16 protein-coding genes are annotated in these 16,905 nt (G+C 34.3%); 4 read left to right on the forward strand and 12 right to left on the reverse strand.

Annotated elements, in window-relative coordinates; all coding sequences use genetic code 11:
* The first annotated feature begins 50 nt into the window (after nt 1–50).
* Both GKP30_RS02635 and GKP30_RS02640 read left to right on the forward strand, forming a co-directional pair.
* Complete coding sequence (locus tag GKP30_RS02635) at nt 51–494, forward strand: Hsp20/alpha crystallin family protein (protein ID WP_216827825.1); 444 nt, start codon at nt 51–53, stop codon at nt 492–494.
* Between the two features lie 26 nt (nt 495–520).
* Nucleotides 521–913 (forward strand): YppG family protein, encoded by a 393-nt coding sequence (locus GKP30_RS02640; protein WP_216827826.1) that lies wholly within the window; start codon nt 521–523, stop codon nt 911–913.
* A 112-nt stretch (nt 914–1,025) separates the two neighbouring features.
* Here the strand turns inward: GKP30_RS02640 and GKP30_RS02645 are convergent, their stop codons facing one another.
* The 5 genes from GKP30_RS02645 to GKP30_RS02665 all read right to left on the reverse strand — a co-directional run bounded on the left by GKP30_RS02645 (nt 1,026) and on the right by GKP30_RS02665 (nt 8,922).
* Nucleotides 1,026–1,235: a hypothetical protein gene (locus tag GKP30_RS02645; protein ID WP_216827827.1), complete on the reverse strand. Its 210-nt coding sequence runs from the start codon at nt 1,233–1,235 to the stop codon at nt 1,026–1,028.
* Nucleotides 1,236–1,460: 225 nt separating this feature from the next.
* Nucleotides 1,461–5,258 (reverse strand): dynamin family protein, encoded by a 3,798-nt coding sequence (locus tag GKP30_RS02650; protein WP_216827828.1) that lies wholly within the window; start codon nt 5,256–5,258, stop codon nt 1,461–1,463.
* Nucleotides 5,259–5,350: 92 nt separating this feature from the next.
* On the reverse strand, nt 5,351–6,529 hold the full coding sequence (locus GKP30_RS02655) for an MFS transporter (protein WP_216827829.1): 1,179 nt from the start codon (nt 6,527–6,529) through the stop codon (nt 5,351–5,353).
* A gap of 261 nt (nt 6,530–6,790) precedes the next feature.
* Entirely contained in the window at nt 6,791–8,008 is a 1,218-nt protein-coding gene (locus tag GKP30_RS02660) for an EAL domain-containing protein (protein WP_216827830.1), read from the reverse strand.
* Between the two features lie 59 nt (nt 8,009–8,067).
* Nucleotides 8,068–8,922, reverse strand: a complete 855-nt coding sequence (locus tag GKP30_RS02665) for an alpha/beta fold hydrolase (protein WP_216827831.1) — start codon at nt 8,920–8,922, stop codon at nt 8,068–8,070.
* Nucleotides 8,923–9,016: 94 nt separating this feature from the next.
* Between GKP30_RS02665 and GKP30_RS02670 the strand changes: the two genes are divergently transcribed.
* Nucleotides 9,017–9,217: a hypothetical protein gene (locus GKP30_RS02670; RefSeq protein ID WP_216827832.1), complete on the forward strand. Its 201-nt coding sequence runs from the start codon at nt 9,017–9,019 to the stop codon at nt 9,215–9,217.
* A gap of 206 nt (nt 9,218–9,423) precedes the next feature.
* On the opposite strand, the gene GKP30_RS02675 is transcribed toward GKP30_RS02670, so the two are convergent.
* Together GKP30_RS02675 and metA are read right to left on the reverse strand one after the other, a co-directional pair.
* Complete coding sequence (locus GKP30_RS02675; protein ID WP_216827833.1) at nt 9,424–10,521, reverse strand: hypothetical protein; 1,098 nt, start codon at nt 10,519–10,521, stop codon at nt 9,424–9,426.
* A 497-nt stretch (nt 10,522–11,018) separates the two neighbouring features.
* On the reverse strand, nt 11,019–11,933 hold the full coding sequence (metA, locus tag GKP30_RS02680) for a homoserine O-acetyltransferase MetA (RefSeq protein WP_216827834.1): 915 nt from the start codon (nt 11,931–11,933) through the stop codon (nt 11,019–11,021).
* Nucleotides 11,934–12,295: 362 nt separating this feature from the next.
* Between metA and GKP30_RS02685 the strand changes: the two genes are divergently transcribed.
* Nucleotides 12,296–12,967: a reverse transcriptase-like protein gene (locus GKP30_RS02685; RefSeq protein WP_216827835.1), complete on the forward strand. Its 672-nt coding sequence runs from the start codon at nt 12,296–12,298 to the stop codon at nt 12,965–12,967.
* A gap of 12 nt (nt 12,968–12,979) precedes the next feature.
* Here the strand turns inward: GKP30_RS02685 and GKP30_RS02690 are convergent, their stop codons facing one another.
* The 5 genes from GKP30_RS02690 to GKP30_RS02710 form a co-directional block, all read right to left on the reverse strand.
* A complete protein-coding gene (locus GKP30_RS02690; protein WP_216827836.1) occupies nt 12,980–13,963 on the reverse strand; it encodes an HD-GYP domain-containing protein in 984 nt (327 codons plus the stop codon).
* A 56-nt stretch (nt 13,964–14,019) separates the two neighbouring features.
* Nucleotides 14,020–14,889: a PHP domain-containing protein gene (locus tag GKP30_RS02695; protein ID WP_216827837.1), complete on the reverse strand. Its 870-nt coding sequence runs from the start codon at nt 14,887–14,889 to the stop codon at nt 14,020–14,022.
* A 187-nt stretch (nt 14,890–15,076) separates the two neighbouring features.
* Nucleotides 15,077–15,895, reverse strand: coding sequence for an ammonia-dependent NAD(+) synthetase (gene nadE / locus GKP30_RS02700; RefSeq protein ID WP_216828083.1), 819 nt, complete (start codon nt 15,893–15,895; stop codon nt 15,077–15,079).
* 284 nt (nt 15,896–16,179) lie between these two features.
* Nucleotides 16,180–16,407 (reverse strand): small acid-soluble spore protein Tlp, encoded by a 228-nt coding sequence (gene tlp, locus GKP30_RS02705; RefSeq protein ID WP_216827838.1) that lies wholly within the window; start codon nt 16,405–16,407, stop codon nt 16,180–16,182.
* 72 nt (nt 16,408–16,479) lie between these two features.
* Complete coding sequence (locus GKP30_RS02710) at nt 16,480–16,905, reverse strand: acyl-CoA thioesterase (protein ID WP_216827839.1); 426 nt, start codon at nt 16,903–16,905, stop codon at nt 16,480–16,482.

Genomic DNA, 16,905 nt, shown 5'->3' on the forward strand with positions numbered 1-16,905 from the left:
CTTTCATTCATATAGTAAAGCAGATACGAGAATTAATGGGAGTGATCTGTATGAGTGATAAGAAAAAAGACCCTCATTTACCTGAAGTTATTAAAAAGTCTTATAATGATTTTTTAAAGTCAATCGACTCATTCTTTCATGACGCTTTTCAAAACCTTCACAATAATGGAATGTTTTACTCACAAATTCCAGTTCAAACATATGAAACCGACTCTGACTTTGTAATTGAAGCACAATTACCTGGTGTAAAAAAAGAACAAATCATCTTGGATGTCTATCAAAGTCATGTGAAGATTGGTGTAAAACAAGAAGAGTTCGTTGAAGAGAAAAACGATGTTAACAAGTATGTTTCACAACAATACTCTACACAAGTAAGAGAGCGCGTCATCCCATTACCATTTCCTGTAACTCAAAAAGATGTTAAAGCCAAATATCAAAACGGGTTATTAACGATAAAAGTTCCTAATCGTCGTCATATCATTGATATTGAATAATGTTATATGTAAGGGGAGGGGTTAAAATGAATTTCTATAACGAGTCACCGTTTCGTATGCAAGGGTATCCGTATTTTCAACAACAATCAAACGTATATCCTAGTCCTTATCAAAACACAAATCCAAATCCGTTTCATGGCGGTTTTTATTCACCTGAAATGTACCAGTTTCCTAACCAAAATTACAATATACCTACTCAGTATAATTGGCAGCAAGGCATCCCTGGAAATCAACGTCCTAACAACTTTGGTCCTCAATATCCTTACCAGGGGCCGGCACTTCTCAATGCGTTTAAAGGAGAAGATGGGAAATTTGATATCTCGAAAACGTTTCAAACCGTCGATCAGTTAGTAAAGACGGTAAATCAAATATCACCGCTTGTTAAATCAATGAGCTCGATGTTTACACCTAAAGCTTAATTAAAATAGAAGCTAACTCAGAATTCTTGTCATTTATATCCATCAATTTATTACTTGATTTAATGGAATAGACAGAGCAATAGCATTTGACTGAGTTAGCTTCATCATTTTATTACGAATTTTTGTTTTTTATTCGTAAACCATAGGCTAAAGTTTGCGAAGCATTAATTAGTCGATAGCCCTGATTTTCATAATAGTCGATCTTTAAATATCGGCCAATTTCTTCTAATGCTTTTTGGTCAAGTAATACATGCACCTTCCCAAATGTAAATATTTCATCATCTACTCCTTGCTCATCCAGAGCAAGTTGAAATTCTAACATCGTACTTCATTCAAAAGTATCAATAGCGAGCACACGGAGATAAATATTTTCTTTTTGAAATTCCATTTCTAAACGTGCTTTGGCAGCATCTGTAACAATAACTTTCATATATTATTCCCCCTTCCATTTAGCTAGAGCTCCATTCTTCGCTTTTTGAAGGCTCTTTTCCAAAGATTGCTTTTACGAAAATATCATATTTGAAAACTTCCCTTGATTATAAGATACTTAATTTACATATTTAGCTAAATTCCTACGCTCTTCATTTAATTGAGTAAGTATTTCGCCGATTAGTTTTGACTGGTTTTGATCGGATAATACTTTATCTAACTCCTTCTCATAATGTTCAAGTTCTGTTATATGGTGAGACTTTAAACGATCTAATTCAGATAAAAACCATACGACAACAACTTCTTCAAGGTAGTTTTTATAGTTCTTTAAGTATTGATCGATGGGTAAGCGTAACCGCTCCTCAATTTTGTCTCGAAGCTGTTGATTTCCTTTTTCTAAAAAGAATGTTTTACTATTTTGATGTTCTTTCATTTCGTCTTCTAAATCAGACACTTGTAGCAAAGAAAATAAATCAAACTCTAATTCCTCTAAAGGCTTCACTTTAAAACGTAGCAACGATAAGCCCTCATGTTTCATCATTTTCTCAAAGATATGGTTTTCAATATCCTGTAAGCACTTATGACTAAAAACCTCTAGACGAAGACTGGTCGCACGTAATTCTTGCAATAAGTCATGAGCTAAAAATTGAAGAACGTTGTGAACACCTAGATGTAATTGGTGCTGAAAGTCTTTGTCCTCTTTAAAACTACTCGGATTAATTAATTCCTTAAACTCATCGAAATATCGATAGAAAACACGCTGTTTTACATAGTAGATTAATTCATGGATTTCTTGACGAACGAGTTGTTCCTCAATGTTGAAGCTAGAATTAAACATTTCTTGCTTCTTTTTTGCGACAAACTGGCTTATCTCTATTCGTCTTCGTTGCCTTGTTGCCTCATCTTTACTAGCATCATCATACCATTTTTGTAATGATTGACTTAGCTTAATTATGTCACTATTGGAACCTCTGATTGCTACATTTGTTAATTCACTTAAGACGTATGAATAGAATGAGGTTTCAAAGTTGGTCATACCAGAATACTCAAGCCCTTTTTCTTGTAATTCATCTGATAGCAGACTGTTGAATACAACCTTTTCTTTGCTTGTAAGTGAACGTACCTTCTTTAATTTTGCTAGTAGGCCTACCTTACTTGAAATAGGAAAAATCTGTGGGAAGCGTATTCCACAATGCAGCAAGTTTTTCTCAACGTGAGACGTTACAAGTTCCAGCTCTGCTTCATTTTCTGCTAAATCAGCAGCATTAATAATAAAATACATCTTATCTGTTTCAAAACAATTCTTTACACGCCCTAACTGAATAAGAAATTCACGATCACTCCTAGAAAACGCATGATTATAATATGTTAAAAACACGATAGCATCGGCATGTTTTATAAAGCTAAAGGCTAGTTTTGTATGCCTAGTATGAATCGAATTTGCCCCAGGCGTATCTACTAGCGTAATTCCTTGCTTTGCAATAGGTGAATCATAATATACATCTATGCATTCTATAAATGCAGCAAAGCGCTCTATTGAGACTAACTTTTTATATTCATCGTACGTAACCGAGGTAGTATTACCCAATTGACCTTTTACAGCCTCATAGCCATCTATAATAAACGTTAAGTATTGTAGTTGATTTGGGTGAATAAGTTCAAATAAGTCAACCTGTTGCTCTTCTTTTTCCGTTTTATTAGCTTCTGCATTATTTTTCAATTCTTCTTTACTATTTTCTCTTTCTTCTAGTAAAAGCTTCAATTCGCCTATAGTAGAGATCGTCTTAGCTATAACTTTAAGAATTTCATTGATTTCCCCTCTTATCACTTCATCCTGTTTGTAAAAAACGTGAATTGTGCCATGAGGGTGCTCATTCGTTGGAGGTAGTATTTGATTAATTGTAGCTGTTGTAGGATGCGGTGACACAGGAAGAACATTAGCACCTACTAAAGCATTAGCAAACGAAGACTTCCCAGCACTGAATGCCCCAAAAAGAGCAATCGTAAATTTCTTATCCTTTAACCGTTTACTTTGCTCGCGAAAGTCTTCTGATATTCGCTGTAAACTAGGCAGTCCTTCTATAATTTTCCCAACACTCTCAATATGAGTCGCAGCTTTTACTCTTCTCTCTTTTTCATCTGATAAACGAAAAGGTTGGACATCTGTTATTTCACTGCCTAATCGACTTAAATTAATACTTTTTTTCTGCTTTTTAGTTTCTGTATTGTCTTTAAACCGAAAAGAGTTCATCGAGTTCACATTATTTTCACATTGGACATTTTCACTTTTTATGTTCTCCAACTGCTTTACTAATAGATTAATTTCTTTTTCTATCTGTTGGTTAATTTCTCGAATACCAACACATGCTACTACCTTCCTTTCAAGCTCATCACGTTTTCGCACTTGTTCTTTTGTTTGACTAGTTAACGTTTTATTTAATGTCGTTATTGCCATTGCTAACAGTGTGTTTGCTTTTTTGCGATAATGACTCTTCACCTCATCCATTAATGCTTTAGAAAAGTTTAAAACATATTCATGAGAGAATAATGCTCCTTTTTTTTGTGAACGTGAGATAACATCTTCTTGCAATTGACCAGAAAAGCTATGGACAGCTTTACTAAGCTCGTCATCACGTATGTCATAATTTTTCAACAGTTTAAAAAATAAATCTTTAAAATGAATATCAATATACGTAATCGCATTTTCTTTCAGCTCTTGAAACAGGGCTATTCGTCTTCTTGCTCTTTCTGCTTTCGTTTTTCTTGCCGAAAAAATTCCTCTAACTTTATAGCCCATTTGTTCTGCTTCTAGGAAATCTCTCGCCAAGTTTCGGGTGTGATATGGCATTAAGTTTGCATTATTTAACAAAGTACTAAACTGTTGTAAGTAAGTTTCCTCGAATTCTTCTAAAATTTCTGTGTGAGGCTTATTATCTAGTTTGATTTGTTTAAGTTCATTTTGTAAGTACGGTTCATCTGTAATTTGATATGGGGTTAAGAGCTCCTCAAATTGCTGATACCGCTTTTCATAAGATTGTTTTAGCCAGCGTCTATGGTCGACAATTACTTGAAAAGCTTCTTTCCATACACTTACAGATAATAACTGCTCCCTATTATTTATAATAGCCTCTAAGTTTCTTTTTAGATCCTTTATATCATTGTTTGGATAGTGTCGATCAATCGCTGATGTAAAAAAAATAGCATCGTATGTAATCTCTTCGTTAGCAAACGACTGAACGGTATGATTTTTAAATTCTTCAAAACTCATTTCCGAATTTTGATGTTTATCTATTTGATTTACAACTAAAACAACTTTTTTATGCCTTCTGTTCATTTCTTTCAAGAACGCATAATTTACTTCTGATTGAACGTAGTTATAATCCATCATATAAACTAGCGTATCCGCAATATGCAATGTAGACTCAGCAGCGATTTTATGAGCATCATCAGTTGAATCAATCCCTGGTGTGTCAAGAATATAAAGTCCCTGAGGTAAACCATGTTCTTCACTATAAATCGTCAGCTTAGTCACATTATTGCCATCTTTGCAGTACCGCTGCACCACTTCGTTTTCATAAGTACCATCAAATGATGAAACTGATTCATCAGCAAATTCGACAACTACTTTTGGAGTGCCACTGGCCAATTTTACAATATTTGCACTTGTTGGAATTGGACTAGATGGTAATATATGTTCCCCAAGCAATTCATTAATTAATGTAGACTTTCCTGCAGAGAAATGTCCACAAAAAGCAATACCATATTCTTGTTTTTTTATCTTATTAATTAGTTCGTCTACGTTACTAGTTGTATTTCCTGCTCGATAAAGTGTTCGTTTTATTTGAATTAAAGCTGTCATAAGGTCTTTCTGATCGATCACTACGTTATTAGTATGTAAAGAAGTAGATAAATCCATAATACTCACTTCCATCAACAGAATTATTCCCTACAAATTTTAACTTATCTCTTATAAAAAAGTCTAATAGAGGCTACTTTTATAAGCAGCCTCTATGACCTGGAATATTCGACTGTTTCGCCAAGGCGATTTTCTGTCACGAACTTATAGATCATTAAACCAAAAAAACCAATGATAGATAAATAGCCTAAATAACTATAAAGCTGGGCTACACCTGTACTTTGAATGACTAAGCCACCGACGAACGCACCGACAATACCTGAAATACCAAAGAATGTTGTAATAAACAAAACGTGGCCTGTTGCTTGTAACTCTTCTGGCACTAGCTTTGAAACAATTTGGAAGGCTGCAATATAAAAAACTCCGAACGTAACACCATGTAATGCTTGTAAAATTAGAAGCGTCTCTGGTAAAGTCGCAGTTCCCATTAAAAACCAGCGAATACTATATAAAAAAGCTGAAAGCATTAAGAATGTTAAAGGATTAAACTTCCTAAACCAAAAAGCTGCGGCAAAGAAAACTATTGCCTCTGAAACGACACCAATAAACCATGCCCAACCTATTAATGATTCCTTCCCACCCAAGTCAGTAATAAAAATTCCAAGATACGTATCATTGGTACGATGGGTAATGGATATAAAAATAATGATAATTAAGAACATGAATAACTTTGGATTTGCCCCTAATTTTACAGCATTTAATATTGTGACTGGTTTATTCGTTGATTTTACGTCATTTAAAAATACAGCAAATAGGAACGTAATAATAGCCATAACTAAAATTGGAAACATGATATGCTGGATTCCAACTAAAGTCAAATAGTACCCTGCTAGTAACGATACTGTCGCAAAGCCTAGGGACCCCCACATTCGAATTCTACCGAAACTAACTTTATGTTGAAGAGCCGTTTTTTGTGATAGGCTGTCTCCTAAGGCTGTTACAGGTGCTAAAAATAAAAATAATACGAACATCATAACCGTATAGCCGACGAGATTATTCATCTGAAATAAAATTAGCGTTGCAAAAAATGTTCCAGCAACAACAATAAGCAGAATTCGTTTAATCGTTTTAAATTTATCGCTCATATAGCCCCAAAATGGCTGAGCAAAAATAGAAGCGAGCGGACCTACTGCTAAAAGGATTCCTAGCTCTTTTGCAGTCATTCCATGATACCTGAAGTAGACTGGCATATAGCTTATTACAATAGTCATAATCGAATATGCAAAAAATAAATATGCCATAAGCCTAAATATGGATCGATTTGGTACCATATTCCTCAACACTCCTTTCTGATAGGCTCTTATTCTAAAGATTGTTGATTTGCTATTGAACCGTTAATGTTCCTTTGTGTGATGAGCTCAAAATTACTATGTTATTTCAACAGTGCTATAAAACAAAGCAGAAAACTCACCATATAAGGATAATGGTTTTTGTTAACGTTGACTATAGTTTTAAAAATAATTAATTTTTCACAAAAATAAAAAAGCCTTCAAAACCTTAAACAGAACTTGGCTTTGAGGCGATTATTAAAATTACATTAATCCATCTTGTTCAAATAAATAACTATACGGAATATCTACAAACAAAAATAGTTGATCATCGATTGGAAATGAGTAAGTTCTAATCATCTCATCTTTTTCAATATCAGTATACAAATCAGATAATATTCCTTTTCGTTCATAGTTCATACGAACGATGTTTTCTAAAAAGTAAGGCCGCCAACTCCAGTTTTTAAATCGACTTCCCTCTTCTAAATTCCACTGGTTATGTTCATCTTTAACTGCATTACTTGATTGCTGATAGCCATCATGGTCACAAATATAAACCCTAAAGGAAATATCAGTTAATTGTTTTGCGATTTGCATCACAACGTCATCATAGCTATTTAGTGACTTCACTTTTTTTAGTGAGTTTTTTATTAACTGTGAGAGCTTTTCAGTTAACGTTATTTGTGCTTCAATTTTTTTTCGTTCATAATGAATGAAGTGATGAAATTCTTTTTTTAATGAGTTCTTACAAAAATCTACTGCTTGAAACTCCGATTTTGGCCTTGATAGGTAAAAACCTTGATAATAGTGACCGCCATTTCTCCAAGCATAATTCAACTGATTAAAACTCCCTATTCCTTCAAACATTAATGTTGCGCCTATTTTTCTAGTAAGTAAAGATAGGGAATAAAGCACATCACGATAAAGTTGGGGAAAAGAATCCCCCTCTAAAAACTCTAAATCTACTTTTACAATATTCGGCCTTAATAAGGCGATTTGGTCTAAATTACTTCCCGTTTTACCAACATCATCGATAGCGATTTGAATTCCTAAGCTTTGAATATACGTTAAAAGATGCTTTAAAGAAGAAAGGTTACCTTTAAAGTCTTGTTCCGCAAATTCTATCACTACATTGGATAATAACAGTCCTCTTGATTCATACGATTTAAATATTTTTATTAGATGTTCTCCATTATTAGCTAATAGTTCATTCATATCCACATTGATAAACAGCATCGTATTCGTATCGAAATCTAAGAGCTTTTTAATTGCTAGATGGCAAATATGTTCATCAATTTCTTGACGATACTCCTCTGGGATTGAATGATCTTTAAAAAACCACCCTAGGCTTTTAACACCGTTTTCTACTTCAATACGAGCTAATGCTTCATAGCCAATGACTAACTGTGTATCTGCACTAATGATGGGTTGAAAATATGGGATAATTTTATCTTTATTCATAATGACATCTAATGCATCCAAATGACCACCTCCATGTCTCACAACAAGGACATCAATATTATAGCATACCCATTTAATATTTAAGACTTGGGATGATCTTTATTTATAAATTGAAAAATTTGTCCTGCCACTTCTTGTGGCCGTTCTTCAGGGACTAAATGCCCTGTTTCTTCAAAGATAAACATTTCTGTATTCGGTATGTCTAGCTGTAGTCTTTTTCCAATATGAATAGGTATTACGTTATCGTACTTACCCCAAAGCAATAAAACAGGATGCTGAATTTCTTTAAGTTGTTCAGCGGTCAAATCCCCTTCCCGATGTCTTAAAACTCGGATTAAAGAACGAAAAAAACGATCATCTTCAAACGCCTTCGCGTATTCACGCACGTCTTCTTCCTTTACAGTTTCTTTATTATAGACCACATATGATAAAGCGTCCTTATAATCTCGTTTCATAAAAAATTTCTTAACTAGTATTGGTGCAAAAGGAATATATGAGGCGTAACGATACTTTTTTTTAGCTCTTTTTAAATATCCTGAACTCGACAGTAAAACGACTTTTTCAACAAGTTCAGGTCTTAACTTAGCCATATATAATACGACCTGCCCTCCCATTGAGTGGCCTACTGGTATGATTTTCTGAATGTTTAACATCGTTATAAGTGAAAAAATTAAAGTTGCATAATTATTAAAAGAATATATAAAAGAGTTAGACTTCTCACTTTTACCGAACCCTGGTAAGTCTATAGCTAGGACAGAATAATTTTGAGCTAAGTACGGTATTAAGTGCCGAAAACTATAGGTTGATGAAACAAAACCGTGAATTAGTAAGATCACTGGTTTTTCTACAATATGTTCATGAAAATAATATTCGTAATAAACGTTCACGTTATCAACTACTGCTATTTCAGATTTTACGAGATATTGCTTTGTCATTGAGAACGACCCTCCCAATGTCCTTTTTTAGTATAGGATTACCTTTATTTTAGCAAACTATAACGTAACTGAAAGCTGTATTGGAGGGTTTATAATGAAAAACAACAATAAAAGGATTACAGTTGAACCACGTACAAAAGACTATGGTTTAGAAGCAAAAATTGACTTAGAGTATACGAAGGATTACGGTGACGGTTTTGCTATGGAAGATGTAAATGACGATGATCACAATGACCTCCATGTCGATCCTGGTCCATTGAAAGATCGAATAGGTGTCCAAAAAAGAAATTTATAGGGGATTAAGGTCGGAGCTTTCTATCTTCGAAAAGAATATGGCTGACTCGAAACTGAGAAGATGTTTTATAGTTAGTTACTTACTTTACATTAAAAATGAATGGAGCGAGTCAGCCATTATATTTAAATTTAAATTGAGTGGAGACATCTTCCCAACAACGAACAAAACCTTTCATCATAAGGAAAAGAAAAGGCGTTAACTGCGCCCTAACTCTCTTGGAGCGGTTCTATAATCTTCTGAATCGTATCCTCTTGGATAGCAAGTAATTTCTCCTTCACAATCATCAAATCATAATATTCGTCAATTACATCTTGAGCTTCTTTAGCTTTTCTAAGATGTGCTGTCCCTTCCTTCATACATCCCTTATAGTTAATATCACATTGATTAATTGCTGGCATATCTGTTTCTTCAATACTTGGATCAATACAAAATTCAAACATATCAATCACTTTATCTCGCTCACTTTTAGGATCAATTACATGCGGTGCAGTTCCGTCAAGAATAGCGATTTTTAAGTCCTCAACAATGATCATATCGACACTTGAAGGGTCAAACCCACAAAGAAAGTACGTTACATCCATTCCTCGTTGATGTGCTTCGTTAGCAATCTTACGCATTAATGTCGACTTACCACTTCCAGACCGTCCCTTAATGATATACCTCGTTTTTAAATTTGCTGTAAGCTCTTCAATAAAGTGAACTGCTCCTTTAGGAGTTGCTGCTCCAAAAAAGATCTCCTCTCTACTTCCAACCTTCTTTTTGCCTTGTCTAGATTGGTAAATTGCTTTTTTAAGTTTATCAGTCACTTCATTTGCTTTATTAAAGTCCATCGCAGACAAATAAATTTGTTCCTTCATTTCATGATGCTCTTTCGCTTGGGAAAATCGTTCATATGCGAGTTGTATTTGATAATCTCTCTCATTCTCTAATTGCTTAATCTGTTTTTGAAATTGCGCTGCCTTTTGCTCATCTAGTGCCTTTTCAAAGTTAATAATGATCACTGTTTGCTCTGACAATTTTGCATTTATATTCTTGATCATTCCATATGTCACAACCGCAATTTTCAACTCCGGGATTCGTAACCCTTCCACGTAATCATTGTTACTCGGACTGTGAAAATGATCAATTGAATAATGTTTTTGTTTAATAGCCTTACCTATTTTCTCAAGGGTTTCATGCCCTTGTTTCATCGAGAGACCTTTTAACACAAATAGACATTCGAATTGCTGGGATAATTCGGGTAGGACAGAAAAATAACCCACTCTCGTATGCCCACTAACATAAAAGCGTCGATCCATTTTCATAAAATAACCTCCACCTTATAGTTTTTTTAGCAAAGGTGATAAAAAAAACAATGTGCTTGCCACTTTTTCATTATCCACTTTTGATATTACTTTTTTAGCTAAAAAATAGACATTAACCTATTGTAAACCTATGCAAAATTTATTAATTGGTGACAGAAATATACTTATTGAAAAAGGCCAACTATTTACGAATATAGATCTTGATACAATACCAAATAATTATTAAGAAAATTATATTATTAAATCACCTTGTTTCAGTCTTCAATGCAAGTACTATTTTTTATGTTCAGTTAATTTTTTTACTGTTTTTAAGCCTTTGTTGCTACAATCTTTTAGAAACGCTCTGATAGAATACTCTGTTAATCACTGGGCCGTAATGTGAAATGTAATTCACACACCTCAAGAAACTTAAAAAAAAGCAAGAGATTTCCTATAAGAAATCCCTCGCTTTTTCAACTTTTAATGACACCCGTAACACTAAACATTAAAAGGGCCTTTTATTTAGAAAGATCGTATGGTGTTTCTTGATACACGTAGTAATTTAGCCAGTTTGAGAATAATAAATTAGAATGGGCTCTCCAACGTAAAAGTGGCTTTTCTTTTACATTATTATTAGGAAAGTAATTGATTGGCATATCAATATTTAACCCTTTATTTACATCTCTTTCATATTCATCTTGTAAGGTACAACAGTCATATTCAGAATGACCTGATACAAAAATTTGTTTTCCATTTTTTGAAGCAACCATATAAACACCAGCTTCTGGTGATTCACTTAAAATCTCCAGGTCTGGAACTTTTTCTATATCTTCTCTTCTTACTTCAGTGTGTCTTGAATGAGGAGCTAGGAACACATCATCAAATCCTCTTAACAATTTTACATTCATTTGATTATTAACATGATGTGCAAAGACTCCAAACATCTTTTTCTCCAGTGGGTACTTGGGAACACCATAATGGAAATAAAGTCCAGCTTGTGCACCCCAACAAATATGTAATGTTGAAGTGACATTAGAAATTGTCCATTCCATAATTTTCTTCAACTCTTCCCAATAATTTACTTCTTCAAAGACTAACTTCTCAATTGGTGCTCCTGTAATAATCATCCCGTCAAATTTTTGATTTTTAATATCATCAAATGTTTTATAAAATGAAGATAAATGTTCTTCAGACGTATTCTTCGATTTGTGTGTGTCAGGATGTATAAATACAACGTCTACTTGTAATGGTGTATTTCCTAAAAGACGGAGTAATTGAGTTTCTGTTACCTCTTTAATCGGCATTAAGTTTAATATAACGATTTTTAATGGACGTATATCTTGTTTATATGCCCTACTCTCATCCATGACAAATATATTTTCGTTCGTTAAAGTTTCTTTCGCTGGTAAATGATCTGGTACTCTAATTGGCATTATACTAACCCCTTTTTGCAGGATAAATCTAAGCTAAATAAACCATCCTAATTATTAAGTCAAGCCCATTTAGTTGTATTTCCCCCACTAAATGGCGGTTATATCCACATGAGGTGGATCACACATTTTTACTAAAATAGGAGGAACTATATATGATTGGACCTGTAATTCGTAAAGCAGTTAAACTTATTTTGTTAAAACAAGGCATAAAGTTACTAAATGGATATCTAAATAAAAAACTGAAATAAATGATCTAAAAACTTTACCCTTTTAATTTATTAAATTATCATGAATTTAAATAATTCGCAATTATTATTTCCTTTGTTTTTTAGCTTTGTTAATTAGATATCGAGGTGGATCGTATGAAAGTTCGAATAGAATGGCATTATCAAATTCCCAAGAGTAAAAACACATACTTATTAACGACTGAACTTATGAACGTTCAGGATATTCTCTATATGGCTAGAGATATTGAAAAAACAGGTAGAGTTAAATCCCTTCAGTTTTATGACCAAATGGATTCGGAATGGACAAAAAAAGAACTAGAAAAGCTTTTAGAAAAAGAAGCAGAGGAACCGCAGCAAATTGTAGCCTTCTTTGACGGAGGCTATGATAAGGCAACAAATACAGCTGGCCTAGGTGTTGTAATTTATTATGAAAAAAATGGCCAAAAATTTCGAGTACGTAAAAATGAACGGATTGAAGAAATCGATTCAAATAACGAAGCCGAATATGCTGCTCTTTGGAACTTATTATTACAGTTAGAAGAGCTGGAAGTCCACCATACTGATCTAACAATAAAAGGAGATTCTTTAGTCGTAATTAATCAATTAACAAATGAATGGCCTTGTTACGAGGAAGATTTAGATCGATGGTTAGATCGTATTGAGAAAAAAACGAAACAACTAGGTTTCAATATTAATTACAAATCTATCTCAAGAAAAGAAAATCGGGAAGCTGACCAGCTAGCCTCCCAAGCTTTGAACGAAATATTCATTTCAAGTCACTCTAATTTAAACGACAGTGAAAACTAATACATTTTAAGTTTAGAACGAAGACAACTCTCCCTTAATTATAACTGTAGGGTTGTCTTCAAGAGAGTATTCTTCCCCACTTTCTAGCAATCTAATGAACGGTCGGTGAAGGTGGTTTTCAATCTTCGTTACGATCGCCTCCTCACCAGTATTCAACTCAACTCTCATACCTGGTAAGTATGAAGGAATACTCTTAAATAGTGCATCAACAATTTTATGTGAATAAACTTGATCTGACTTTGTCATGAGCATTTCTATTGCTGTATATGGACTTATTCGTTCATGCGATATAAGATGTTCATATTCATTAGCAATCGCACATATTTGGGCAAATTCTAAGATTTCATTCCCAGCTATTTTTCTTGGAAAACCTTGGCCATCCATACATTCATGATGTTGATAAGCGATATGCGCACAAGCTAAGTGAACCTCACGGACGTTCCTAATTAAATTAAATCCTTTAACAGGATGATCTTCGTATCTATCCGAAACAGCTTTACCAATATCATGAACTAAACAACCAAATGCTAGGTTGTTTAGTTGTAGTTCGTTGTATTTAAGAAATTTCCCAAGTTGCAGGGCGATTAAAGTTACATTTACGCAATGCGCTTGTTCCTGTACTTCATCTGCTGCATAAGTAGATGGTGCTAACATGATAACTCTTCGTCTTCTTACTTCTGTTATTAACTTTTTAACGGTACTTTGTAATTCCCTAAAAGGGAGCATGTGCTGGTCTTTAATAGTTTTATAAGCAGAATAAACCGATCTTATCGCATCAATCCATGTAGGCATATCTATTATTTCATCTAGTGTAATCCCTTTTGAAACAGCATCCTCTACAATTAAATACCTAATATCTAAACTTTTAAGCTTTTCTAAATATTTAGGGTGGATTCTGTGACCAGCCCCTAACAATACTCTCCCCTTAACATCATAAATAGGTTTACCAAGCTCCATTGATTCTTGCTTATAGTCATCTATCTGTATAAGACGCAATCCCCTTCACTCTCTTTACCAAATGTAATGCTTTTATTTTATCATAGGTTTCCAAACTATCTTTTCTTTTTTTGAATTTTAGTAATTAAGTCCTTAGCGTAACTATTGTGAATTCTCGTTACTCCTAATGGTTCAGGAACCCTTCCGTAATCCTCATGGTGGAAATCTGAGCCACCAGTCATAAGTAAAGAGGTATTATGTTTCTCCTCAATTTGTTTTACTAGATTTTCATAATGGGCTCGATCCTCTTTGGAATGGTCACGGTGATAAACTTCCACTCCTTGTAAGCCATATTTAACAACTAGAGTTTCAATCCAATCATCCAAGTCATAATAAACAGGATGTGCGATAACCGAAACTCCATTCATACGATGTATCCAACCTAATGCTTCTTCTGGAGTCATCTCTTTATCTTTAGGTACATAACAAGGACGCCCTTCTGCTAAAAATTTATCAAAGGCTTCTTTTACATCATTTACGTACTTCCTCTTTATTAAAGCCTTTGCAACGTGAGGTCTGCCAATGCTTCCACCGTCTACAAACTCTAAAACATCTTCAGCCGTTAACTCCATTCCTTCTTTTTTTAATTTCCCTAAGATGACATCAAGTCGTTTCCGTCTCAACATCTGTTGAGTTTTTAACATCTCACGTAATTCATGATTATCATAATCTAATCCATAGCCTAAAATGTGTACACTTTTACCATTATATTTTGTAGAAAATTCAATTCCAGGAATTACAGTTATACCCAGCTCTTTCCCTGTTTCTATTGCTTCTTTAACACCAGCAGTTGTATCATGATCAGTAAGTGCTATATATTGAAGGCCAACGTCCTTACATTTTTGGAGTAGCTCTTTTGGTCGGTACCCCCCATCAGAAGCTGTTGAATGCATATGTAAGTCGGCATTCTCATATCCTTTTCCCATTAAATCAACCCTTTTCATTATCCATTATTTTTATATTACTATGATCAACATACCAGATCACTTGTTTAGTTCGCAAATGGTCAGTATATACAAATTCATAGCTCCTCGAGGTCATTAATGATTACATTTACTCCAGCAAAAAAAACCATCAGTAAAGGGTTAACTTAATTACTGACGGTCTAATCATCTACTTCCACCAACTATCAAATAACGTCACTGGTAAATGCCGCTTATGTTGACTCATTAAATAACGTTTTTCAATCCTTACCTTGATATCCTCTGGAACATCTTTTCCTTCTAAATAATCGTCTAACTGTTCATAGGTCATCCCTAAAGCGACTTCATCTGGTAAAGCTGGACGATCCTCTTCTAAATCAGCCGTTGGTACCTTTTCATATAAATGTGGAGGACAGCCTAATTCTTTAAGTAATGCTTTTCCCTGACGCTTATTTAATCCAAATAGGGGTGCAATGTCACAAGCACCATCGCCGTGTTTCGTATAAAAACCAGTAATTGCTTCAGCTGCATGGTCAGTTCCGACAACTAAGCATTGAAAATGAGCGCCAAGATCATATTGTACTTTCATTCGTTCCCTTGCCTTTGTATTTCCTTTATTAAAATCGGATAATTTTTCACCTGTTGCTTCTGTGAATGTAGTATAGGTAGCATCAACTGCTGGCCTTATATTCACTGATATTCTTTTAGAAGGTTTTATAAAATCAAGCGCATCTTGAGCATCTTGTTCATCTAATTGAACACCATACGGAAGTCGAACCGCAATAAACGTATACGTCTCGGAAGAATTTTCACTATTCAACTCATTGACAGCTAATTGAACCAGCCTACCTGTTAAAGTAGAATCTTGCCCACCTGAAATACCTAGTACATACCCTTTCATACCAGTATGAAGTAAGTATGATTTCAAAAATTCCACTCTTTTTCTAACTTCTAGTTTCGCGTCTATCTCATGTTGTACTTTAAGAGCCTCAATAATTTGTTCTTGCATCTTTGTCAATTGTATTACCTCCAGTAACATTTCCGTCCTACTATTAATTTACCCGTTTCTTACCAAGTCAAACGAGTTTCTCCACCTCTACATATACATGACAATATGAATTTTGTCAGTAGTTTTGTTAGAAAATCTTTCATTTAGGGGGCTCTATCTAAAAATTCTCCATACAGGTTTTTAATATCACCCTTCGCAGCTGGAAGAAATAGCAACACTTTTTTACAAAGAGCCTAATAACAAAAAAAGCAGGCATTGCTTTTAGGCAATACCTACTACATTAATTAGTAATTACCGCGCTCGCGGTCTTCTTGTTCATCCTTAATTTCTGCTTCAAATGCGTGGATACTTTCACGACGACGCTCATTTTTTTGTTCAACAGCTTGTCTTTCTGCTCCGTCCATATCACTTTGAGCTAGCGTCTCTTCAGCTGCTTCAATGTTTTGGATTGTATTTTCCCGCATTTGTTGTAATCGTTCTACGTTATTTTTACGATTATCTGGTTTAGCCATAAAGATCCCTCCTTTAAGATTTGTACAAATCTATTTTGCTGCCCGAGGTATCTTAATATTCAGTCCAGAACTTTACTTTACTTCCTTTTTTTCACGCTCATAAACAGCATGCCAATCAGGTAAATGCTTTCTGATAGAAATTGGACGGAATGACTCTTTTTTTACACAAACGTGTTCGCTAGTTCCTGTTACACATTGAACACCATCTGGATTTACAATATTATAACCATAAACAACCCTTAAGCCGTCATACCTCTCTATCCATGTTTCAATCGTAACGGTATCTCCATATTTTGCAGGATATTTATATGCTAAATTAATGGCTGTAACAGGTGATAATACCCCTTCTTTTTCCATTTCTGCATAATTAAAGCCTAACTCTTTAATTAAATGTGTTCGCCCTAGCTCACACCAAACAACATAATTGGAATGGTGAACAACACCCATTTGATCCGTTTCTTTATAACGCACTTCAATTTCAGTTACTGATTTCTTCAT

Origin of the sequence: Alkalihalobacterium elongatum, from assembly GCF_019024285.1 — a bacterium.
Classification (GTDB): domain Bacteria; phylum Bacillota; class Bacilli; order Bacillales; family Bacillaceae_F; genus Alkalihalobacterium; species Alkalihalobacterium elongatum.